This is a genomic window from Pseudomonas reactans, assembly GCF_013387025.1.
GTDB classification, from domain to species: Bacteria; Pseudomonadota; Gammaproteobacteria; order Pseudomonadales; family Pseudomonadaceae; genus Aquipseudomonas; species Aquipseudomonas reactans.
The window spans coordinates 96,163-118,338 of record NZ_JACAQP010000010.1; the positions used below are offsets into that span (position 1 = coordinate 96,163).

Below are 22,176 nucleotides of genomic sequence, written 5' to 3' on the forward strand. Positions count from 1 at the left end.
ATAAGTCAGTGACAGGGTTGCGGGAAAACCGAAGCAATCATCACGCCGAAACGCGTGGGATGGTGTCGTCAGCGCGCAGGGTGAAGATCTCGTAGCCGGTTTCGGTGACCAGCAGGGTGTGCTCCCACTGGGCTGAGAGCTTGCGGTCCTTGGTGATGGCGGTCCAGCCGTCGCCCAGCACCTTGGTGTCGGCCTTGCCCTGGTTGATCATCGGCTCGATGGTGAAGGTCATGCCCGCTTTGAGTTCCATGCCGGTGCCTGCGCGGCCGTAGTGCAGGATCTGTGGCTCTTCGTGGAACACGGTACCGATACCGTGGCCGCAGAATTCGCGGACCACCGAGAAACCGTTCTTTTCGGCGTGCTTCTGGATCACTTCACCGATGTCGCCCAGGCGGCAGCCGGGTTTCACGATCTCGATGGCCTTGTACATGCATTCCTGGGTGACCTGGGACAGGCGCTCGGCCCAGACTGGCACATTGCCGACGTGGAACATGCGGCTGGTGTCGCCGAAGTAGCGGTCCTTGATCACGGTGACGTCAATGTTCAGGGTGTCGCCGTCCTTCAACGGCTTGTCACCTGGAATCCCGTGGCAGACCACGTGGTTGACCGAGGTGCAGATCGACTTGGGGAAGCCCTTGTAGTTCAGCGGGGCAGGGATGGCACCCTGCACATTGACTATATAGTCGTGGCAGATCTGGTTCAGGGTTTCGGTGGTGACGCCGGGCTTGACGTGTTCGGCAATCATTTCCAGCACGTCGGCAGCCAGTTTGCCGGCGATGCGCATGCCAGCGATGTCTTCGGCGGTTTTCAAGCTAACGGTCATACAGGCTCTCTCTAGCGCGGCGCGCTGAAATCAATACGGTTTACGGGCGTGCGACAAAAGGTTGCAAAATTCGCACAAGCCACAGAAAACGCGATTCTAACAGACCATGGCCTCAAATCATGAGCCTCTGATGATCGCTTCTCTCTATAAGGTAGGGCTATATCAGCTCTATTCAAGGGGTTACACGAAAGCGCGCTGCGGCAAGTGTGATTGCGTATTCCGTTTTTGCCGATGCTGTGGTATAAAATGCGCCGCTTTCCGGGGATACCCCGCAAAGCTTAAATCCACACACGTGTCGACACGATGACCTGGGTGCCGGAGGCCTTGATGCCGCTGGTTGGTCATTGGGATACGTGGAGGCCAAACCCGACTTATTAAGGAACTATCATGTCCCAAGTCAACATGCGCGATATGCTGAAGGCCGGTGTGCACTTCGGTCACCAGACCCGTTACTGGAACCCGAAAATGGGTAAATACATTTTCGGCGCGCGTAACAAGATCCACATCATCAACCTTGAAAAAACCCTGCCAATGTTCAACGAAGCTCTGACTTTCGTAGAGCGTCTGGCCCAGGGCAAAAACAAGATTCTGTTCGTCGGCACCAAGCGTTCCGCTGGCAAGATCGTTGCTGAAGAAGCAGCACGTTGCGGTTCGCCGTACGTCGATCACCGCTGGTTGGGTGGCATGCTGACCAACTTCAAAACCATCCGTGCTTCCATCAAGCGTCTGCGTGACCTTGAAGTACAAGCCGAAGACGGTACTTTCGCCAAGCTGACCAAGAAAGAAGCGCTGATGCGCTCCCGTGACCTGGAAAAGCTCGATCGTTCCCTGGGTGGTATCAAGGACATGGGCGGTCTGCCTGACGCACTGTTCGTTATCGACGTTGATCACGAGCGCATCGCGATCACCGAAGCCAACAAGCTGGGCATCCCGGTTATCGGCGTAGTCGATACCAACAGCAGCCCGGAAGGCGTTGACTACATCATCCCAGGCAACGATGACGCAATCCGCGCTATCCAGCTGTACATGGGTTCGATGGCTGACGCTGTAATCCGTGGTCGCAACCACGTTGCTGGTGGTACCGAGCAGTTCGTTGAAGAAGCTCCGGTAGCTGCCGCTGAGTAATTAGCGCCCTGGCGTTGACTCAGTAAGCAAAAAGGGGGCTTGGCCCCCTTTTTGCCACCTCGAAAACCGTTTGTCGGCGCCCACTTGTGGTAACGCAACCTAGCGACTGTAACGTGCAGTGGCCTACAACGGAGATTCGGGAAGAATTGATCGCCCGTTTGATCGGGTGGAATGGTTGAAAACCTATCCAAGAGGATTTTGAAATGGCAGAGATTACTGCAGCGTTGGTTAAAGAACTGCGTGAGCGTACCGGCGAAGGCATGATGGATTGCAAAAAGGCCTTGACCAAGGCCGGCGGCGACATCGAAAAAGCCATCGACGACATGCGTGCCTCGGGCGCCATCAAGGCCGCCAAGAAAGCCGGCAACGTCGCTGCTGAAGGCGCTATCGCTCTGGTTGAAGACGGTAAAGCTGCCGTTCTGCTGGAAGTGAACTCGCAGACCGACTTCCTGGCCCTGCAAGACGACTTCAAGGCATTCGTTGCTGCCAGCGTCAAGAAAGCATTCGACGAGAAGCTGACTACCGTTGAGCCTCTGATCGAAGCGCAAGAAGCTGATCGCCTGGTACTGGTCGGCAAGGTTGGCGAAAACGTCAACATCCGTCGCCTGACCCGCGTTGAAGGTGATGTGGTTGGTGGTTACCTGCACGGCAACAAGATCGGTGTAGCCGTTGTTCTGAAAGGCGGCGACGTTGAGCTGGCCAAAGACATCGCTATGCACGTTGCTGCAAGCAACCCAGAATTCCTGCTGCCTTCGGAAGTTTCTGACGAAGCCATCGAGCGTGAAAAAGCTGTGTTCCTGAGCCTGAACGCCGACAAGATCGCCGGCAAGCCAGAAAACATCGTTGAAAACATGATCAAAGGCCGTATCAGCAAGTTCCTGGCTGAAGCGAGCCTGGTTGAGCAGGCGTTCGTCAAGAACCCTGAAGTCAAGGTTGGCGAACTGGCCAAGAAAGCCGGTGCTGAAATCGTTTCCTTCACTTACTACAAAGTAGGCGAAGGCATCGAGAAGCCGGTCGACAACTTCGCTGAAGAAGTTGCTGCCCAGCTGGCTGCCGCCAAGCAATAAGACAGTTTTCAACTGTCGCCCGAAAGAGGCTGCCCGCTCACGCGCGCAGCCTCTTTTCAAATGGGAAGGCCGATTTTAATTGGCTTCCCTTCGGAACTGGCTTACAAAGCCGTGTTCCGATGGCGCTGTAGCAGCGTCCAGCTAGAGTGAACGCAAGCCGTAAAACGGCTCGCCAAGAATTTTTAAAAAATACGCCGCAGGAGAGATTCGCAATGGCTCAGCAGGGCAGTGGTTATCAGGCTCGCTATAAACGCATTCTACTCAAGCTCAGCGGCGAGGCCCTGATGGGCTCGGAAGAGTTCGGGATCGATCCCAAGGTGCTCGACCGCATGGCGCTGGAAGTTGGCCAACTGGTCGGCATCGGCGTACAGGTCGGCCTGGTGATCGGCGGTGGCAACCTGTTCCGCGGCGCGGCACTGAGCGCCGCTGGCATGGATCGGGTTACTGGCGACCACATGGGCATGCTGGCCACTGTGATGAACGCCCTGGCCATGCGCGACGCCCTGGAGCGTGCCAACATCTCGGCTATCGTGATGTCAGCTATTTCCATGGTCGGCGTGACCGATCACTATGACCGCCGCAAAGCCATGCGCCACCTGAATTCCAAGGAAGTGGTGATCTTCGCCGCTGGTACGGGCAACCCGTTCTTCACCACCGACTCCGCAGCCTGCCTGCGCGCCATCGAAATCGACGCTGACGTGGTGTTGAAGGCGACCAAGGTAGATGGTGTGTACACTGCCGATCCATTCAAAGACCCGCATGCCGAGAAGTTCGATCATCTGACCTACGATGAAGTACTGGATCGCAAGCTGGGCGTGATGGACCTGACGGCTATTTGCCTGTGCCGCGACCACAAGATGCCGCTGCGCGTATTTAACATGAACAAGCCCGGCGCCCTGCTGAATATTGTACACGGCGGCGCAGAAGGGACTCTGATCGAGGAAGGCCAACAATGATCAACGAAATCAAGAAAGACGCCCAGGCGCGTATGCAAAAATCCCTGGAATCCCTGAGCCATGCATTTGGCCAGATCCGTACCGGCAAGGCGCACCCGAGCATCCTGGGCAGCGTGATGGTGCCTTACTACGGTTCCGATACCCCGATCAGCAGCGTTGCCAACATTACTGTTAAAGACTCGCGCACGCTGCAAGTCGTCGCGTTCGAGCGCAACATGCTGGGTGCTGTCGACAAGGCCATCCAGAGTGCCGGTTTGAACCTCAACCCGACCAACCTGGGTGAGCTGCTGCTGATCTCCATGCCGGCCCTGACCGAAGAAACCCGTAAGGGTTTCACCAAGCAGGCGCGTAGTGCTGCCGAAGATGCGCGTGTTGCCGTGCGCAACATCCGTCGTGATGCCTTGGGTGACTTGAAGAAACTGGTCAAGGACAAGGAAATCAGCGAAGACGAAGAGCGTCGTGCCACCGCTGATATCGACAAGCTGACCAAGGATGCCGAGGCCCAAATCACCAAGGCTACCGAAGAAAAAGAAAAGGACCTGATGGCCGTATAAGGGGTCAGGACGCCTTCATGGAAAAGACCAAGCAGACTGTACCCTCTGTGGTGCCGCGCCATGTCGCGATCATCATGGATGGGAATAATCGCTGGGCGAAGAAACGCTTTATGCCGGGTGTTGCCGGGCATAAAGCGGGTGTCGATGCGGTTCGGGCTGTGATCGAGGTGTGCGCCGAGGCCAAGGTCGAGGTGTTGACCTTGTTCGCCTTCTCCAGTGAGAACTGGCAGCGGCCCGCCGAAGAAGTCAGCGCCTTGATGGACCTGTTCTTCAAGGCCTTGCGTCGTGAAGCCAAGCGGCTCAACGACAACAACATCAGCCTGCGCATCATCGGCGATCGCTCGCGCTTTCATCCCGAACTGCAAGCCGCCATGCGCGAAGCCGAGGCCATTACGGCCGGGGCCAATCGATTTGTGCTGCAGATCGCTGCCAACTACGGTGGTCAGTGGGATATCGCCCAGGCTGCACAGCGTCTGGCGCGTGAAGTGCAGGCCGGTCATCTTCGGCCCGACGACATCACCCCTGAACTGTTGCAGACCTGCCTGGTGACCGGCGACCTGCCGCTGCCAGACTTGTGCATCCGTACCGGTGGTGAGCACCGCATAAGCAATTTCTTGCTGTGGCAACTGGCTTACACCGAGCTGTACTTCTCCGACCTGTTCTGGCCGGACTTCAAACACGATGCCATGCGTAACGCGCTGGCCGATTTCGCTTCCCGTCAGCGTCGCTTCGGTAAAACGAGCGAGCAGATCGAAGCTGGAGCCCGGGTTTAAATGCTTAAACAACGAATCATCACAGCACTGATCCTGTTGCCGATCGCCTTGTGTGGGTTTTTCCTGCTCGACGGTTCCGCCTTTGCGCTGTTTATCGGCCTGGTGGTCACCCTGGGTGCCTGGGAATGGGCGCGGCTGGCGGGTTTCAGTGCGCAATTGCCGCGCGTTGTGTATGCCGCTGTCGTAGCTGCCTTGGCGTTCCTCCTGTACATCCTGCCGGACATAGCGCCCTGGGTGTTGGGGGCGGCGGTGCTGTGGTGGGCGCTGGCGACATTCCTGGTGTTGACCTATCCGGGCACCAGCAGCAAGTGGTCCAGTGTGGCCTGCAAGCTGGTGATCGGTTTGTTGATCCTGCTACCGGCCTGGCAAGGGCTGGTGGAGATCAAGCGTTATCCAATGGGTAACTGGCTGATCCTGGCGGTTATGGTGTTGGTCTGGGGCGCAGATATCGGCGCCTACTTCTCCGGTCGGGCCTTCGGCAAGCGCAAGCTGGCGCCGGCGGTCAGTCCAGGCAAGAGCTGGGAAGGCGTGTATGGCGGCCTGGCGTTGACCCTGGTGATCACGCTGGTTGTCGGTGTTGTGCGTGACTGGTCGGTGAAGGAGATTTTCCTGGCACTGCTGGCCACCGCCATTGTCGTGTTCATCTCGGTCGTAGGTGATCTCACTGAAAGCATGTTCAAGCGTCAGGCCGGGATCAAGGACAGCAGCAACCTGCTGCCGGGTCATGGTGGTGTGCTGGACCGTATCGACAGCCTGACCGCTGCCATCCCGATCTTCGCCGTACTGTTGTGGATGACCGCTTCGTGAGCCGCCTGCAGCAAGTCACCGTGCTCGGTGCAACCGGCTCGGTGGGGTTGAGCACCCTGGACGTGATTGCTCGTCACCCTGATCGCTACCAAGTCTTCGCCCTGACCGGTTTTACCCGCCTGAGCGAACTGCTGGCCTTGTGTGTGCGTCACGCGCCGCGCTTTGCCGTGGTGCCTGAGGCCGCTGCGGCTCGGAGCCTGCAGGATGATTTGCGGGCTGCCGGGCTTGCCACTCAAGTGCTGGTGGGGGAGGAGGGGCTGTGCCAGGTCTCGGGCGATGCTGAAGTGGATACCGTGGTGGCTGCTATTGTCGGCGCTGCGGGCCTGCGCCCAACCTTGGCTGCCGTGGATGCTGGTAAGAAGATCCTGCTGGCCAATAAAGAAGCGCTGGTCATGTCCGGTGCGCTCTTCATGCAGGCGGTGCGTAAGAGTGGTGCGGTGCTGTTGCCGCTGGACAGCGAGCACAACGCAATCTTCCAATGCATGCCCGGCGATTATGCGCGTGGCTTGAGCCAGGTGGGTGTACGCCGGATCCTGCTGACTGCCTCTGGTGGTCCGTTCCGACAAACCCCGCTGGCTGAGCTGGAGCATGTGTCGCCCGACCAGGCGTGCGCTCATCCGAACTGGTCCATGGGGCGTAAAATCTCCGTGGATTCGGCGAGCATGATGAACAAAGGCCTGGAGCTGATCGAGGCGTGCTGGTTGTTCGATGCACGGCCGGATCAGGTCGAGGTGGTGATTCACCCGCAGAGTGTGATTCATTCTCTCGTTGATTACGTGGACGGTTCGGTGCTTGCGCAGTTGGGTAACCCGGATATGCGCACGCCAATTGCCAATGCTCTGGCCTGGCCTGAGCGGATTGATTCGGGCGTAGCGCCTTTGGATCTGTTTGCCGTGGCCCGCCTGGACTTCGAGGCGCCGGACGAGCAGCGCTTCCCTTGCTTGCGCCTGGCGCGGCAAGCGGCGGAAGTGGGTAACAGCGCACCGGCAATGCTGAACGCGGCCAACGAAGTGGCTGTGGCAGCGTTTCTCGAACGGCGCATCCGCTTTCCGCAGATCGCGAGTATCATCGAGGACGTCCTGGCACTTGAGCCTGTCGTAGCGGTGAATGATCTGGCGGCCGTATTCGAGGCTGATACCAAGGCCCGAGCCTTGGCAGAACAATGGTTGAACCGCAACGCGCGTTAGCCTGATCTTCAGGTACTGGATTGGAATGCGGAGAAATTAGATGAGTGCGCTTTACATGATTGTCGGCACCCTGGTTGCTCTGGGTGTGCTGGTCACCTTCCACGAATTCGGCCACTTCTGGGTGGCACGTCGTTGCGGCGTCAAGGTACTGCGCTTTTCCGTCGGTTTCGGCATGCCGCTGGTGCGCTGGCACGACCGTCGTGGTACCGAGTTCGTGATTGCAGCAATCCCGTTGGGTGGCTACGTCAAGATGCTCGATGAGCGCGAAGGCGAAGTACCGGCAGACCAGTTGGACCAATCCTTCAACCGCAAGACCGTTCGTCAGCGCATTGCTATCGTCGCCGCCGGCCCGATCGCCAACTTCCTGTTGGCAATGGTGTTCTTCTGGGTCTTGGCCATGCTGGGCAGCCAGCAGGTGCGTCCGGTCATTGGTGCGGTCGAGTCGGACAGTATTGCCGCCAAGGCTGGATTGGTTGCCGGGCAGGAAATTGTATCTATTGATGGCGAACCCACCACGGGCTGGGGCGCGGTCAATTTGCAGTTGGTGCGTCGGCTGGGTGAAAGCGGCATCGTCAAGGTAGTGGTGCGCGAGCAGGATTCCACCAGCGAAACCCCACGTGAGCTGGCCCTCGACCATTGGCTCAAGGGTGCCGATGAGCCTGATCCGATCAAGTCTCTGGGGATCCGCCCATGGCGTCCGGCCTTGCCGCCGGTCCTCGCTGAGCTGGATCCGAAAGGTCCGGCCCAGGCTGCCGGCTTGAAAACCGGTGATCGTCTGTTGGCCCTCGATGGTCAGGCGCTGGGTGACTGGCAGCAGGTGGTCGACCTGGTACGTGTACGTCCTGATACCAAAATTGTGCTGAAAGTCGAGCGCGACGGTGCTCAAATCGACGTCCCTGTGACCCTGTCGGTGCGTGGGGAGGCCAAGGCGGCCGGGGGTTACCTGGGTGCCGGGGTCAAAGGTGTCGAATGGCCGCCATCCATGGTGCGCGAGGTGAGTTACGGGCCGTTGGCGGCGATTGGCGAAGGTGCAAAACGCACTTGGACCATGAGTGTGCTGACCCTCGAATCCCTCAAGAAAATGTTGTTCGGCGAGCTCTCGGTAAAAAACTTGAGTGGACCGATAACCATTGCTAAAGTGGCGGGCGCTTCTGCCCAGTCGGGTGTCGCGGATTTCCTGAATTTCCTGGCTTATCTGAGTATTAGCCTGGGTGTTCTGAATTTGCTGCCCATTCCTGTATTGGATGGGGGGCATCTGTTGTTTTATCTGGTCGAGTGGGTGCGTGGTCGCCCCTTGTCGGATCGGGTGCAGGGTTGGGGGATACAGATCGGTATCAGTTTGGTGGTCGGGGTGATGTTATTAGCCCTGGTCAACGATCTGGGTCGACTGTAACGCTTCGCTGAATTGCGAATCTGCCGCATTTTGCGGCAGTTTGTTTATTGCCAGTTGGAATAAGAAAGGACTTCATGAAACGTCTGCTGCTAACTGCGGTTCTCACCGTATTGATGATCGCCGAAGTTCACGCCGAGTCCTTCACCATCTCCGATATTCGCGTCAATGGCCTCCAGCGGGTTTCCGCGGGTAGCGTCTTTGGTGCCTTACCGTTGAACGTCGGTGAACAGGCTGATGACCGTCGCCTGGTGGAATCCACTCGTGCGCTGTTCAAAACCGGTTTCTTTCAAGACATCCAACTGGGTCGCGAAGGCAACGTCCTGGTCATCACCGTGGTCGAGCGACCTTCCGTCGCCAGTATCGAGATCGAAGGCAACAAGGCGATCTCTACTGAAGACCTGATGAAAGGTCTGAAACAGTCCGGCCTGGCCGAAGGCGAGATCTTCCAGCGCGCCACCCTCGAAGGTGTGCGTAACGAACTGCAACGCCAGTACGTTGCCCAGGGTCGCTACTCCGCCACCGTGGAAACGGAAGTGGTGCCGCAGCCGCGTAACCGTGTCGGCCTCAAGGTCAACATCAACGAAGGCACCGTGGCGGCGATCCAGCACATCAACGTGGTGGGCAACACCAAGTTCGCTGATGAAGACCTGATCGACCTGTTCGAACTCAAGACCACCAACTGGTTGTCGTTCTTCAAGAACGATGACAAGTACGCCCGTGAAAAGCTGTCCGGTGACCTGGAGCGCCTGCGTTCCTACTACCTCGACCGTGGCTATATCAATATGGATATCGCTTCGACCCAGGTGTCTATCACCCCGGACAAGAAGCACGTCTACATCACCGTCAATGTCAACGAAGGCGAGAAGTACAAGGTTCGTGACGTGAAGCTGAGCGGCGACCTGAAAGTGCCTGAAGACCAGGTCAAGGCGCTGCTGCTGGTGCAGAAGGACCAAGTGTTCTCGCGCAAGCTGATGACCACGACTTCCGAACTGATCACCCGCCGCCTGGGTAACGAAGGCTACACCTTCGCCAACGTCAACGGCGTGCCGACGCCCCATGATGATGACCACACCGTGGACATCACCTTCGTGGTCGATCCAGGCAAGCGTGCTTACGTAAACCGTATCAACTTCCGTGGCAACACCAAGTCTGCGGACGAAGTGCTGCGTCGCGAAATGCGTCAGATGGAAGGTGGCTGGGCGTCGACTTACCTGATCGACCAGTCCAAGACCCGTCTTGAGCGCCTGGGCTTCTTCAAGGAAGTCAACGTCGAAACCCCGGCCGTACCGGGTGTTGATGACCAGGTTGACGTGAACTACGCCGTGGAAGAACAAGCGTCGGGCTCGATCACCGCCAGCGTCGGCTTCGCACAGAGTGCCGGCCTGATCCTCGGTGGTTCGATTACCCAGAACAACTTCCTGGGTACCGGTAACCGTGTATCTATCGGCCTGACCCGAAGCGAATACCAGAGCCGATACAACTTCGGTTACACCGACCCCTACTGGACTGCTGACGGTGTGAGCCTGGGCTACAACGCCTTCTACCGCACCACCGACTACAAAGACCTCGACGTTGACGTTGCAAGCTATGCGATCGACAGCCTCGGCGCTGGTGTGAACATCGGTTACCCGATCAGCGAGACTTCGCGTCTGACGTTCGGCCTGACTGCACAACAGGATGAGATCAAGACCGGTGTGTACACCGTGGATGAGATCTTCGACTTTACCCGTCGCGAAGGTGACAAGTTCCTGAACTTCAAGGCGTCTGCCGGCTGGTCCGAGTCGACCCTGAACAAAGGTGTACTGGCAACCCGTGGTCATTCCCAGAGCCTGACCCTGGAAACCACCACGCCGGGCAGCGACCTGTCGTTCTTCAAGCTCGACTACCGTGGCCAGCTGTTCACGCCACTGAGCGACAACTACACCATGCGCCTGCACACTGAACTGGGCTATGGCGATGGTTATGGCTCCACCAATGGTCTACCGTTCTACGAGAACTACTATGCGGGTGGCTTCAACTCCGTGCGTGGTTTCAAAGACAGCACCTTGGGCCCACGTGGTACTCCAAGTCGTGGTGTTGGCGTAACCGGTAACCAGGGCACTGTGGTTGACTCGGACAACGACCCGCTGCCTTTCGGTGGTAACGTGTTGATCCAGGGTGGTGCGGAAATCCTGTTCCCGCTGCCGTTCGTGAAGGATCAGCGTTCCCTGCGGACTTCGGTCTTCTGGGACGTGGGTAACGTGTTCGACTCCAAGTGCGAGCAGATCACCAACCCGAGCGGTGTGAAGTCCAGAACCGAGTGCAACGACGTGAGCCTCAGTAACCTGGCCAGCTCCGTGGGTGTGGGTGTGACCTGGGTGACTGCGCTTGGCCCATTGAGCTTCGCTCTGGCCATGCCGATCAAGAAACCGGATAACGCTGAAACCCAGATTTTCCAATTCTCCCTCGGCCAGACGTTCTAAGCGTCTGACCCAAGATAACGACAACGGATTCTGTAGGAGTACATCGTGCGTAAGTTGACTCAATTGGTTCTGCTGGCAACCGTGCTGGTAGCGACCCCGGCCTTCGCCGAAATGAAAATCGCCGTCCTGAACTATCAGATGGCTCTGCTGGAATCCGATGCGGCCAAGAAGTACGCCGTGGATGCCGAGAAGAAGTTCGGTCCGCAACTGACCAAGCTCAAGACCCTGGAAAGCAGCGCCAAGGGCATCCAGGATCGCCTGGTAGCCGGTGGTGACAAGATGCAGCAAGGCGAGCGCGAGCGTCTGGAGCTTGAATTCAAGCAAAAGGCCCGTGACTACCAGTTCCAGTCCAAGGAGCTGAACGAAGCCAAGGCTGTTGCTGACCGTGAAATGCTGAAACAACTGAAGCCGAAACTCGACAGCGCTGTTGAAGAAGTCATCAAGAAAGGTGCCTTTGACCTGGTATTCGAGCGTGGCGCTGTGATCGACGTCAAGCCTCAATACGACATCACCCGTCAGGTGATCGAGCGCATGAACCAGCTGAAGTAAGCCATGACCGCGACTATCAAGCTCGGCGAGTTGGCCGAGTTCCTGGGAGCCACCTTGCGTGGCTCCTCGGAGAAGGAAATCACTGGGCTAGCCACCTTGCAGGAGGCTGGCCCAGCTCAGTTGAGCTTCCTCGCAAACCCCCAATACCGTAAATACCTGGTCGACAGCCAAGCCGCAGCCGTGTTGCTGAAGGCCGCTGACGCAGAAGGGTTTGCCGGGGATGCGCTGGTGGTGGCCGACCCCTATCTGGCTTATGCACGGGTGTCGCACCTGTTCGATCCGAAACCCAAGGCTGCCAGCGGTATTCATCCATCGGCGGTTATTGCTGATGATGCGCAGGTTGATCCAGCGGCCAGTATCGGTGCGTTTGCGGTGATCGAAAGTGGCGCACGCATTGCGGCGGGCGTAACGGTCGGTGCCCATTGCTTTATCGGTGCGCGCTGCGAGATCGGTACTGACGGTTGGCTGGCTCCGCGTGTAACCCTGTACCACGACGTGCGTATTGGTGAGCGTGTGGTTATCCAGTCGGGTGCCGTAATTGGCGGTGAAGGCTTCGGTTTTGCCAATGCCAAGGGTATCTGGAACAAGATTGCCCAGGTCGGCGGCGTATTGATCGGCGACGACGTGGAGATCGGCGTGAATACCGCTGTCGATCGGGGGGCTCTGGCCGATACCGTGATCGGCAATGGCGTGAAGCTCGACAACCAGATACAGATCGCCCACAACGTGCAGATTGGCGATCACACCGCCATGGCGGCCTGCGTGGGTATCTCCGGCAGCACCAGGATCGGCAAGCATTGCATGCTCGCCGGTGGCGTAGGACTGGTGGGGCATATCGATATTTGCGACAACGTCTTCATCACCGGCATGACCATGGTCACCCACTCGATCACCGAGCCAGGGGCCTATTCTTCCGGTACCGCCATGCAGCCCGCGGCTGAATGGCGCAAGAGTGCAGCACGGTTGAGGCAGCTCGACGACATGGCTCGACGTCTCAAACAGCTGGAAAAGCGTGTTGGGGACGTGACCCCTGGCGGTAATGCTTCATCAGAAGGCTGATACCATTTCCATATCAAGTGTGCACAGCCGCTAGACTGCCTCCTTGATTTGCTAGCGGGGCGTGCTTTTAGTTCGCCCGCCCCCAATCTTTATTACAGGCTTCCCCCCGAAATGATGGACATCAACGAGATTCGCGAATACCTGCCTCACCGTTACCCGTTCCTGCTGGTGGACCGCGTAGTGGACCTCAATATCGAGGAAAAGCGCATTCGTGCCTACAAGAATGTCAGCATCAACGAACCGTTCTTCAACGGTCACTTTCCTGCGCATCCCATCATGCCGGGCGTGTTGATCATCGAAGCAATGGCCCAGGCTGCCGGTATCCTTGGTTTCAAAATGCTCGACCTCAAGCCTGCCGACGGCACGCTTTATTATTTCGTGGGCTCCGACAAGTTGCGTTTCCGCAACCCGGTGACCCCGGGTGACCAGTTGATCCTGGAAGCCAAGTTCATCAGTTGCAAGCGCCAGATCTGGAAGTTCGAATGCCAGGCCTCGGTGGACGGCAAGCCGGTGTGCTCCGCCGAGATCATCTGTGCGGAACGCAAACTATGAGTTTGATTGACCCTCGCGCAATCATCGATCCGTCGGCCGTTCTGGCCGCCGACGTTGAGGTCGGCCCCTGGTCGATCATCGGCGCAGGTGTGGAAATCGGCGAGGGGACTGTCATCGGGCCGCACGTGATCCTCAAAGGTCCGACCCGCATTGGCAAACACAATCGCATCTACCAGTTTTCCTCGGTAGGTGAAGACACCCCGGACATGAAGTACAAGGGTGAAGAGACGCGCCTGGTAATCGGTGATCACAACATCATTCGAGAAGGCGTGACCATTCACCGTGGCACCGTGCAGGATCGTGCCGAGACCACCCTGGGTGATCACAACCTGGTCATGGCCTACGCGCACATCGGCCACGACAGCGTCATCGGCAACCACTGCATCCTGGTCAACAATACTGCGTTGGCCGGGCATGTACACGTTGACGATTGGGCGATCCTGTCCGGCTTCACGCTGGTGCATCAGTACTGCCATATCGGCGCCCACAGCTTTTCCGGCATGGGCACCGCCATTGGCAAGGATGTTCCAGCGTTCGTCACGGTATTCGGCAACCCGGCCGAAGCGCGCAGCATGAACTTCGAAGGCATGCGCCGTCGTGGGTTCAGCGAAGACGCCATCCATGCCCTGCGCCGTGCCTACAAGGTGGTTTACCGCCAAGGGCTCACGGTTGACCAGGCATTGACCCAATTGGCCGAGCCGGCAGCGTTGTTCCCGGAAGTCGCGGTGTTCCGTGACTCGATCCAGGCGTCGACTCGCGGCATCACCCGCTAATCATGGCTAATCTGCGTATCGCGCTGGTAGCCGGGGAAGCTTCCGGCGACATTCTGGGCGCAGGTCTTATGCGGGCCCTCAAGGCCCAGCATCCGGCGGTTGAATTCATCGGTGTCGGCGGTCCGCTGATGCAGGCTGAAGGGCTCACGTCCTACTTTCCCATGGAGCGCCTGTCGGTCATGGGGTTGGTCGAGGTGCTGGGTCGCCTGCGCGAGCTGCTGGCCCGTCGCAAGCTGCTGATTCAGACCCTGATCGAAGAAAAACCCGACGTGTTCATCGGCATCGACGCGCCGGACTTCACCCTCAATATCGAACTCAAGTTGCGTCAGGCCGGGATCAAGACCGTGCACTACGTCAGCCCGTCCGTGTGGGCGTGGCGGCAGAAGCGCGTGCTGAAGATCCGCGAAGGCTGCGATCTGATGCTGACACTGCTGCCGTTCGAGGCCAGGTTCTACGAAGAGAAGGGCGTGCCGGTACGGTTTGTCGGGCATACCCTGGCCGACACCATTCCGTTGCAGGCTGACCGCGCGGCCGCGCGTGCCGAATTGGGCTTGCCTGACGGCCCGTTGGTCGCGCTGATGCCCGGTAGTCGTGGCGGCGAAGTCGGTCGCCTGGCCTCTGTATTCTTCGATGCCGCCGAGCGTCTGCAAGCGTTGAAACCAGGGATACGCTTCGTGCTGCCTTGCGCGAGCCCGCAGCGTCGCGCGCAGATCGAAACGCTGCTGGAAGGTCGCAACCTGCCGTTGACCTTGCTCGACGGTCAGTCGCACCTCGCCCTGGCGGCCTGTGATGCGGTGCTGATCGCTTCGGGCACGGCCACCCTGGAAGCGTTGCTGTACAAGCGCCCAATGGTGGTGGCCTACCGCCTGGCGCCGCTGACCTTCTGGATTCTCAAGCGCATGGTCAAAAGCCCTTACATCTCCTTGCCCAATCTGCTGGCCCAACGCCTGTTGGTGCCGGAGTTGTTGCAGGACGATGCAACGCCTGAGGCCCTTGCGCAAACCCTACTACCCTTGATCGATGGTGGCGAAGAACAGACCCGCGGTTTCGACGACATTCACCGCATACTGCGCCGTGATGCCTCGAACCAGGCGGCCGACGCCGTGTTGACCTTGATCGGCCAGAAACAGGAAACCTTATGACGACGCAAATGGGCCTGGATTTCAGCCTGGTTGCCGAAGCGCACGAGCTGGTCGCCGGTGTCGACGAAGTCGGGCGTGGACCTTTGTGCGGTGCCGTGGTCACGGCCGCGGTGATCCTCGATCCGAACCGCCCGATTCTCGGCCTCAACGACTCGAAGAAACTCACCGAGGCGCGCCGTGAAAAGCTTTACGACGAGATCATCGAAAAAGCCCTGAGCTGGCATATCGCCCGGGCAGAAGTCGAAGAAATCGACGAGCTGAACATTCTCCATGCCACGATGCTCGCGATGCAACGTGCGGTTGAAGGCCTGCATATCACGCCAAAAATGGCGATGATCGACGGTAATCGTTGCCCCAAACTGACCATGCCTTCTGAGGCGGTGGTGAAGGGTGATAGCAAGGTGCCCGCCATCGCCGCCGCCTCGATCCTCGCCAAAGTCAGCCGTGATCGTGAAATGGCCGCGTTCGAGTTGATCTATCCTGGCTACGGCATTGGTGGGCATAAAGGTTATCCGACGCCCGTTCATCTGGAAGCCCTGGCTCGGCTTGGCCCGACGCCGATCCATCGTCGCTCGTTCGCCCCGGTTCGCCAGGCCTACGAGCTGCGCGAGAGCCTCAACGAGGTGTAGCCGCAAGGCTGATGTTTTGCTCAAGGCCCGGTACAATCCGGGCCTTGTTGTTTTCCACGTATAAGAGATCACTATGCCGGCTTCATTCGTTCACCTACGCCTGCACACTGAATACTCCCTGGTCGACGGCCTGGTACGGATCAAACCGCTGGTCAAAACCCTGGTGGGCATGAACATGCCTGCGGTCGCGGTGACCGATCAGAACAACATGTGTTCCCTGGTCAAGTTCTACAAGAACGCCATGGGCGCCGGCATCAAGCCGATCTGCGGCGCCGACCTGTGGCTGTCCAACAAAGACCCGGATAACCCCCTGAGCCGTATCAGCCTGTTGGCGATGAACGGCGTGGGTTACCGCAATCTCACCGAACTGATTTCCCGTGGTTTCATCGACGGCCAGCGCAATGGCTCGATCATCATCGAGCGCGAATGGGTCGCCGAGGCCAGCGAAGGCCTGATCATGCTGTCGGCCGCCAAAGAGGGCGAGATCGGTATCGCGCTGCTGGGTGGCAATCCTCAAGAAGCCGAAGTATTGGCCAAGGAGTGGATGCAGGTCTTCCCTGACCGTTTCTACCTGGAAGTCCAGCGTACCAATCGCCCCAACGATGAAGAGCATCTGCACGCCGCCGTGGCCCTGGCCGACAAGCTGGGCGCGCCGTTGGTTGCCACCAACGACGTGCGCTTCATCAAGAAGGAAGACTTCGAAGCCCACGAAACCCGCGTGTGCATCGGTGAAGGCCGGGCCTTGGACGACCCGCGTCGCTCGAAGAACTACAGCGAAGAGCAGTACCTCAAAAGCGCCGACGAAATGGCTGAGCTGTTCAGCGACCTGCCCGAGGCCCTGGAAAACTCTGTCGAAATCGCCAAGCGCTGCAACATTGAAGTGAAGCTGGGCAAGCACTTCCTGCCCAACTTCCCGATTCCCGATGGCATGACCATCGACGAGTACTTCCGCAAAGTCTCGTTCGACGGCCTTGAAGAGCGGCTGACTGTCCTGCTGCCCAAGGACACCACCGAAGATTACGACGCCAAGCGCCAGGTCTATGTTGACCGGCTGAATTTCGAGCTGGATATCATCATCCAGATGGGGTTCCCTGGTTATTTCCTGATCGTAATGGACTTTATCCAGTGGGCCAAAAGCAACGGCGTGCCGGTAGGTCCAGGCCGGGGGTCGGGTGCCGGCTCGCTGGTGGCCTATGTGCAGAAGATTACCGACCTCGACCCGCTGGAATATGACCTACTGTTCGAACGCTTCCTGAACCCGGAACGGGTCTCCATGCCCGACTTCGACGTCGACTTCTGCATGGACGGCCGTGACCGCGTGATCGAATACGTGGCCGAGAAATATGGCCGCAACGCGGTGAGCCAGATCATCACCTTCGGTTCCATGGCGGCGAAAGCTGTAATCCGTGACGTGGCCCGGGTGCAGGGCAAGTCCTACGGCTTGGCGGACCGTCTGTCGAAGATGATCCCGTTCGAAGTCGGCATGACCCTGGAAAAAGCCTACGAGCAGGAAGAAATCCTGCGCGACTTCATCAAGATCGATGAAGAAGCCGCCGAAATCTGGGACATGGCGCGCAAGCTTGAAGGCGTGGTGCGTAACGTCGGTAAGCACGCCGGTGGTGTGGTGATTGCCCCGACGAAGCTCACCGACTTTTCGCCGATCTACTGCGACGAAGAAGGCGACGGCCTGGTAACCCAGTTCGACAAGGACGACGTGGAGGCAGCCGGCCTGGTGAAGTTCGACTTCCTCGGGCTACGGACCCTGACGATCATCGACTGGGCGCTCAAGACCATCAACCGCGACCGCGCCAAGGTCAACGAAGAACCGCTGGATATCGCGTTTATCCCGCTGGACGACAAACCGACTTACACCTTGCTGCAAAAAGCCGAAACCACGGCGGTGTTCCAGCTTGAGTCGCGCGGCATGAAAGAGCTGATCAAAAAGCTCAAGCCCGACTGCCTGGAAGACTTGATCGCACTGGTGGCCCTGTTCCGTCCGGGCCCGCTGCAATCGGGCATGGTGGACGACTTCATCAACCGTAAGCACGGCCGCGCCGAACTGGCGTACCCGCACTCCGACTACCAGTACGAAGGCCTCAAACCAGTACTGGCCCCGACCTACGGCATCATCCTGTATCAAGAACAGGTGATGCAGATCGCCCAGGTTATGGCCGGTTACACCCTGGGTGGCGCGGACATGCTGCGTCGCGCCATGGGTAAGAAAAAACCCGAGGAAATGGCCAAGCAGCGCGGTGGTTTCATCGAAGGTTGCGCCACCAACAATATCGACGCGGACCTGGCGGGTAACATTTTCGACCTGGTGGAAAAGTTCGCCGGTTATGGCTTCAACAAATCCCACTCCGCCGCCTACGGCCTGGTGTCGTACCAGACTGCCTGGCTGAAAGCCCACTACCCGGCGCCGTTCATGGCCGCGGTACTCTCGGCGGATATGCACAACACCGACAAGGTCGTGACCTTGATCGAGGAAGTGCGCACCATGAAGCTGCGCCTTGACGCGCCGGACGTGAACGCCTCGGAGTTCAAGTTCACGGTGAACGACGAAGGCCGCATCATTTATGGCCTGGGCGCGATCAAAGGCGTAGGCGAAAGCCCGGTGGAAGCTATCGTCGAAGCGCGCCAGAGTGGGCCGTTCGCCGACCTGTTCGACTTCTGTGCGCGGGTTGACCTCAAACGCATTAACAAGCGTACTCTCGATGGCCTGATCCGCAGCGGCGCACTCGACCGTCTCGGCCCGTATTTCCATGATGAGCCCAAGGCTTACCAGGCGAACATCGACCGCAACCGTGCGGTGCTGCTCACCGCCATGGAAGAAGCGATCAAGGCCGCCGAACAGACCGCGCGCACCCATGACAGCGGCCACGCCGACCTGTTTGGTGGGTTGTTCGTCGAAGAAGACGCAGACGTCTACGGTAATCATCGCAAGGCCAAGGAGCTGACCCTCAAGGAACGCCTCAAGGGCGAGAAAGACACCCTGGGCTTGTACCTCACCGGTCACCCGATTGACGAGTACGAGGGCGAGATTCGTCGTTTCGCCCGTCAGCGCATCATCGACCTCAAACCCGCGCGGGATACCCAAACCGTCGCTGGCATGATCATCGCCTTGCGGGTGATGAAGAATAAAAAGGGCGACAAGATGGGCTTCATCACCCTCGATGACCGTTCGGGCCGCATCGAAGCCTCGCTGTTTGCCGATGCATTCCACTCCGCACAGTCGCTGTTGCAGACCGATGCGATGGTGGTGGTGGAAGGGGAGGTCAGCAACGATGATTTCTCCGGCGGCCTGCGCCTGCGGATCAAGCGGGTGATGAGCATGGAAGACGCGCGCACCAATCTGGCCGAAAGCCTGCGCTTGAAGGTAAAAACCGAAGCGCTCAAGGGCGATCAGCTACGCTGGTTGGGCGACCTGCTCAAACGCCACCGCGGCGCATGCCCGGTGACCATGGAGTACACCGGCAGTGACGCCAAGGCCATGTTGCAGTTTGGCGAGACCTGGCGAATTGATCCGGCTGATGGCTTGATTCAAGCTTTGCGTGACCAGTTCGGGCGAGACAACGTCTTCCTCCAATACCGTTGACGGTCAGGGCACCTGATCTCGACTGAACATTTAATCTCGACCTAAACGCGCCTCTCCCTTAAGGTAGGGCGCGAATAGACAACCGGCTGGCCAGGCACTCCCTGGCCGTCGACCCAAGACGGACGCTTATGAACCCGAATTTTCTTGATTTCGAACAGCCGATCGCTGACCTGCAAGCCAAGATTGAAGAACTGCGCCTGGTCGGCAATGACAATTCGCTGAATATCGGCGATGAGATCGCTCGCCTGCAAGACAAGAGCAGCACGCTCACCGAAGACATCTTCGGCAAGCTGACCAGTTGGCAGATCGCGCGCCTGGCCCGCCACCCGCGCCGTCCGTACACCCTGGACTACATTCAGCACATCTTCACCGAGTTCGACGAGTTGCATGGCGACCGCCACTTCTCCGACGACGCGGCCATCGTAGGCGGTATCGCTCGCCTGGACGACCAGCCAGTGATGGTGATCGGTCACCAGAAAGGCCGTGAAGTGCGTGAGAAGGTTCGCCGCAACTTCGGCATGCCGCGTCCTGAAGGCTACCGTAAGGCGTGCCGCCTGATGGAAATGGCCGAACGCTTCAAGATGCCGATCCTGACCTTCATCGACACCCCGGGCGCCTACCCAGGTATCGACGCTGAAGAGCGCAACCAGAGCGAAGCGATCGCCTGGAACCTGCGCGTCATGGCCCGCCTGAAAACCCCGATCATCGCCACCGTGATTGGTGAAGGTGGTTCCGGCGGCGCACTGGCCATTGGCGTCTGTGACCAGTTGAACATGCTGCAGTATTCGACCTACGCGGTGATTTCGCCGGAAGGTTGCGCCTCGATCCTGTGGAAAACTGCCGAGAAAGCGCCGGACGCTGCCGAAGCCATGGGCATTACCGCCGATCGCCTCAAAGGCCTGGGTATCGTGGACAAAGTCATCGCCGAGCCGCTGGGCGGCGCCCACCGCGACCCGGCTGCTGCTGCCGCGACTATCCGCGCTGAACTGGGTTCGCAACTGGCGATGCTCAAGAAGCTGGATAACGAAGCGCTGCTGGCCCGTCGTTATGAGCGTCTGATGAGCTACGGTCTGTAAGACTACGCTGCGCCCAATCTGGGCTGGCTTGTGTGGGAGCTGGCTTGCCTGCGATAGCATCACCTCGGTGCAACTGCGAAACCGAGGCGCCTGCATCGCGGGCAAGCCACGCTCCCACATTTGTTTTGTGTATGCCTGACGAACGTATTCCTGTTTTGCGGCGGTGACGTGAGATGAAACCCAGCCTGACCGCCAAACTTCTGCGCAATACCGCCCCGTGGCGCTCCGCCCCGGCCTGGCGCATTGCATTCTCGGGTGGGCTTGATTCCACCGTCCTCTTGCACCTCCTGGCCAACCTGGCCAAAACCGACACCCTACCGCCCCTCAGTGCTGTTCATGTTCATCATGGCTTGCAAGCTGCCGCCGACGCCTGGCCCGAGCATTGCCAATCGATTTGCGACAGCCTGGGTGTGCCCCTGCGCGTCATGCGCGTGCAGGTCCAGCACGGCGCCAGCCTTGAGCGCGCCGCCCGTGACGCGCGTTACCAGGTGTTTACCGAGGTGACCGGGGCAGGGGAGGTCCTGCTGACGGGGCAGCATCGCGACGATCAGGCTGAAACCCTGTTGTTCCGCCTGCTGCGGGGGGCAGGTGTGCGCGGGCTGGCGGCAATGCAAGTACAGCGCCCGCTGTCGGCTGGCTATCTTGTACGGCCCTTGTTGGATGTCCCGCGTGCAGAGCTGGAAGCCTATGCCGAGGCGCATCAGCTCAGATGGATTGAAGATCCTTCGAACGCGGACTCGCGGTTCTCCCGTAATTACTTGCGCCACCGCGTGCTTCCGGTACTGGCGGAGCGCTGGCCGCAGGCTAGCTCAAGCCTCGCTCGGGCCGCCGAGCACTTGAGTGAGGCTCAGGCCCTGCTGGATGAACTGGCGCAGATGGACCTGCGAGCCGCCAATCAATCTTCGCCCTTTCCCTGGATGCATTTGCCGTCCTTGGCCCTTGCTCCTTTACGCGAGCTTTCCGGTGCCCGCCAGCGCAATGCCCTACGCCACTGGCTAACCCCTCTGACCCGTTTACCCGACAGTGACCATTGGGCCAGTTGGCATTCCCTACGGGATGCCAAGGGCGACGCACAGCCCCTGTGGCGCCTGGCGGACGGCGATCTGCAGCGCAGCGGTGAGCGTATCTGGTGGCTGCCCTCCACTTGGTCGGATTTCTCCGACGCGTCGGTGAGCTGGCCCGATCCGCAAAACCCACTAGAGTTACCCGGCAATGGTCAGGTGCAACTGACGGGCAAGGTGCCTGGAGGCCTATTGACGATCCGCTACCGCCAGGGCGGCGAAATCCTCGCAGTGCCAGGCCGCGGTCGGCGCGACTTGAAGCGCCTGCTTAACGAAAGTGGCCTGCCGGGCTGCGTCCGTGGCAGATTGCCGCTGCTGTACCAAGGCGAGCAATTGCTGGGCGCGCCCAGCCTTGCGGGACTCTGGCCGGCACCGAGCGATGAGTGGCAATTACATTGGATGCCACAGATCTGCGATCAAGGTTTGAGCTGATAGAGCCTTTCCGGTAGACTACGCTCCCTTCTTGATACAACTTCTGTGGATTCTCCTGAATTGCAGCAGTTGCCGATTACCAAGCAGTCTTTGCTGGGCGATTCCAAAAAATGTGTAGCGATCAACGTACCGGTGTTTCATTGCTGGTCTGTCACCACGCG

The 22,176-nt window shown here is 59.0% G+C and carries 19 protein-coding genes; 18 read left to right on the forward strand and 1 reads right to left on the reverse strand.

The features are described from left to right. Positions 1-40: 40 nt before the first annotated feature. Complete coding sequence (gene map / locus HX793_RS12845) at positions 41-823, reverse strand: type I methionyl aminopeptidase (protein WP_016975842.1); 783 nt, start codon at positions 821-823, stop codon at positions 41-43. A 387-nt stretch (positions 824-1,210) separates the two neighbouring features. Between map and rpsB the strand changes: the two genes are divergently transcribed. From rpsB to tilS, 18 genes are all read left to right on the forward strand, one after another. Continuing rightward, positions 1,211-1,948, forward strand: a complete 738-nt coding sequence (gene rpsB, locus HX793_RS12850) for a 30S ribosomal protein S2 (protein ID WP_003189158.1) — start codon at positions 1,211-1,213, stop codon at positions 1,946-1,948. Between the two features lie 203 nt (positions 1,949-2,151). Continuing rightward, positions 2,152-3,015, forward strand: a complete 864-nt coding sequence (tsf, locus tag HX793_RS12855) for a translation elongation factor Ts (protein WP_016975843.1) — start codon at positions 2,152-2,154, stop codon at positions 3,013-3,015. Between the two features lie 212 nt (positions 3,016-3,227). Then, positions 3,228-3,971 carry a UMP kinase gene (pyrH, locus tag HX793_RS12860; RefSeq protein ID WP_003189161.1) on the forward strand — a complete coding sequence of 248 codons (744 nt, stop codon included), beginning with the start codon at positions 3,228-3,230 and terminating at the stop codon, positions 3,969-3,971. Continuing rightward, positions 3,968-4,525 (forward strand): ribosome recycling factor, encoded by a 558-nt coding sequence (gene frr, locus HX793_RS12865; RefSeq protein ID WP_012722596.1) that lies wholly within the window; start codon positions 3,968-3,970, stop codon positions 4,523-4,525. Before pyrH ends, frr begins: the two co-directional genes overlap by 4 nt. 17 nt (positions 4,526-4,542) lie before the next feature. Beyond that, positions 4,543-5,298, forward strand: coding sequence for a polyprenyl diphosphate synthase (uppS, locus tag HX793_RS12870; protein ID WP_016974405.1), 756 nt, complete (start codon positions 4,543-4,545; stop codon positions 5,296-5,298). Continuing rightward, entirely contained in the window at positions 5,299-6,105 is an 807-nt protein-coding gene (locus tag HX793_RS12875; protein ID WP_028619203.1) for a phosphatidate cytidylyltransferase, read from the forward strand. It begins immediately after the preceding gene. Further along, positions 6,102-7,292: a 1-deoxy-D-xylulose-5-phosphate reductoisomerase gene (gene ispC, locus HX793_RS12880; protein ID WP_177050825.1), complete on the forward strand. Its 1,191-nt coding sequence runs from the start codon at positions 6,102-6,104 to the stop codon at positions 7,290-7,292. The genes HX793_RS12875 and ispC overlap by 4 nt, the downstream gene beginning before the upstream one ends. Before the next feature lie 40 nt (positions 7,293-7,332). After that, positions 7,333-8,685 carry a sigma E protease regulator RseP gene (rseP, locus tag HX793_RS12885; RefSeq protein ID WP_177050827.1) on the forward strand — a complete coding sequence of 451 codons (1,353 nt, stop codon included), beginning with the start codon at positions 7,333-7,335 and terminating at the stop codon, positions 8,683-8,685. A gap of 74 nt (positions 8,686-8,759) precedes the next feature. Further along, positions 8,760-11,147 (forward strand): outer membrane protein assembly factor BamA, encoded by a 2,388-nt coding sequence (bamA, locus tag HX793_RS12890; RefSeq protein ID WP_016976864.1) that lies wholly within the window; start codon positions 8,760-8,762, stop codon positions 11,145-11,147. 45 nt (positions 11,148-11,192) lie between these two features. Beyond that, positions 11,193-11,696: an OmpH/Skp family outer membrane protein gene (locus tag HX793_RS12895; protein WP_003219314.1), complete on the forward strand. Its 504-nt coding sequence runs from the start codon at positions 11,193-11,195 to the stop codon at positions 11,694-11,696. A gap of 3 nt (positions 11,697-11,699) precedes the next feature. Next, on the forward strand, positions 11,700-12,755 hold the full coding sequence (lpxD, locus tag HX793_RS12900; RefSeq protein ID WP_177050829.1) for a UDP-3-O-(3-hydroxymyristoyl)glucosamine N-acyltransferase: 1,056 nt from the start codon (positions 11,700-11,702) through the stop codon (positions 12,753-12,755). Positions 12,756-12,866: 111 nt separating this feature from the next. Further along, on the forward strand, positions 12,867-13,307 hold the full coding sequence (gene fabZ, locus HX793_RS12905) for a 3-hydroxyacyl-ACP dehydratase FabZ (protein WP_016976866.1): 441 nt from the start codon (positions 12,867-12,869) through the stop codon (positions 13,305-13,307). Beyond that, entirely contained in the window at positions 13,304-14,080 is a 777-nt protein-coding gene (lpxA, locus tag HX793_RS12910) for an acyl-ACP--UDP-N-acetylglucosamine O-acyltransferase (protein ID WP_016976867.1), read from the forward strand. Before fabZ ends, lpxA begins: the two co-directional genes overlap by 4 nt. Positions 14,081-14,082: 2 nt before the next feature. Continuing rightward, positions 14,083-15,222, forward strand: coding sequence for a lipid-A-disaccharide synthase (gene lpxB, locus HX793_RS12915; RefSeq protein ID WP_016976868.1), 1,140 nt, complete (start codon positions 14,083-14,085; stop codon positions 15,220-15,222). Then, positions 15,219-15,851, forward strand: a complete 633-nt coding sequence (rnhB, locus tag HX793_RS12920; RefSeq protein WP_177050832.1) for a ribonuclease HII — start codon at positions 15,219-15,221, stop codon at positions 15,849-15,851. Before lpxB ends, rnhB begins: the two co-directional genes overlap by 4 nt. Positions 15,852-15,924: 73 nt before the next feature. Then, the gene (gene dnaE, locus HX793_RS12925; RefSeq protein ID WP_016976870.1) at positions 15,925-19,446 is read left to right on the forward strand and encodes a DNA polymerase III subunit alpha; all 3,522 of its coding nucleotides are present in this window, start codon (positions 15,925-15,927) and stop codon (positions 19,444-19,446) included. Between the two features lie 128 nt (positions 19,447-19,574). Next, positions 19,575-20,522: an acetyl-CoA carboxylase carboxyltransferase subunit alpha gene (locus tag HX793_RS12930; RefSeq protein ID WP_016976871.1), complete on the forward strand. Its 948-nt coding sequence runs from the start codon at positions 19,575-19,577 to the stop codon at positions 20,520-20,522. Between the two features lie 173 nt (positions 20,523-20,695). Next, complete coding sequence (tilS, locus tag HX793_RS12935; RefSeq protein ID WP_177096385.1) at positions 20,696-22,015, forward strand: tRNA lysidine(34) synthetase TilS; 1,320 nt, start codon at positions 20,696-20,698, stop codon at positions 22,013-22,015. The last annotated feature ends 161 nt before the right edge of the window (positions 22,016-22,176 follow it).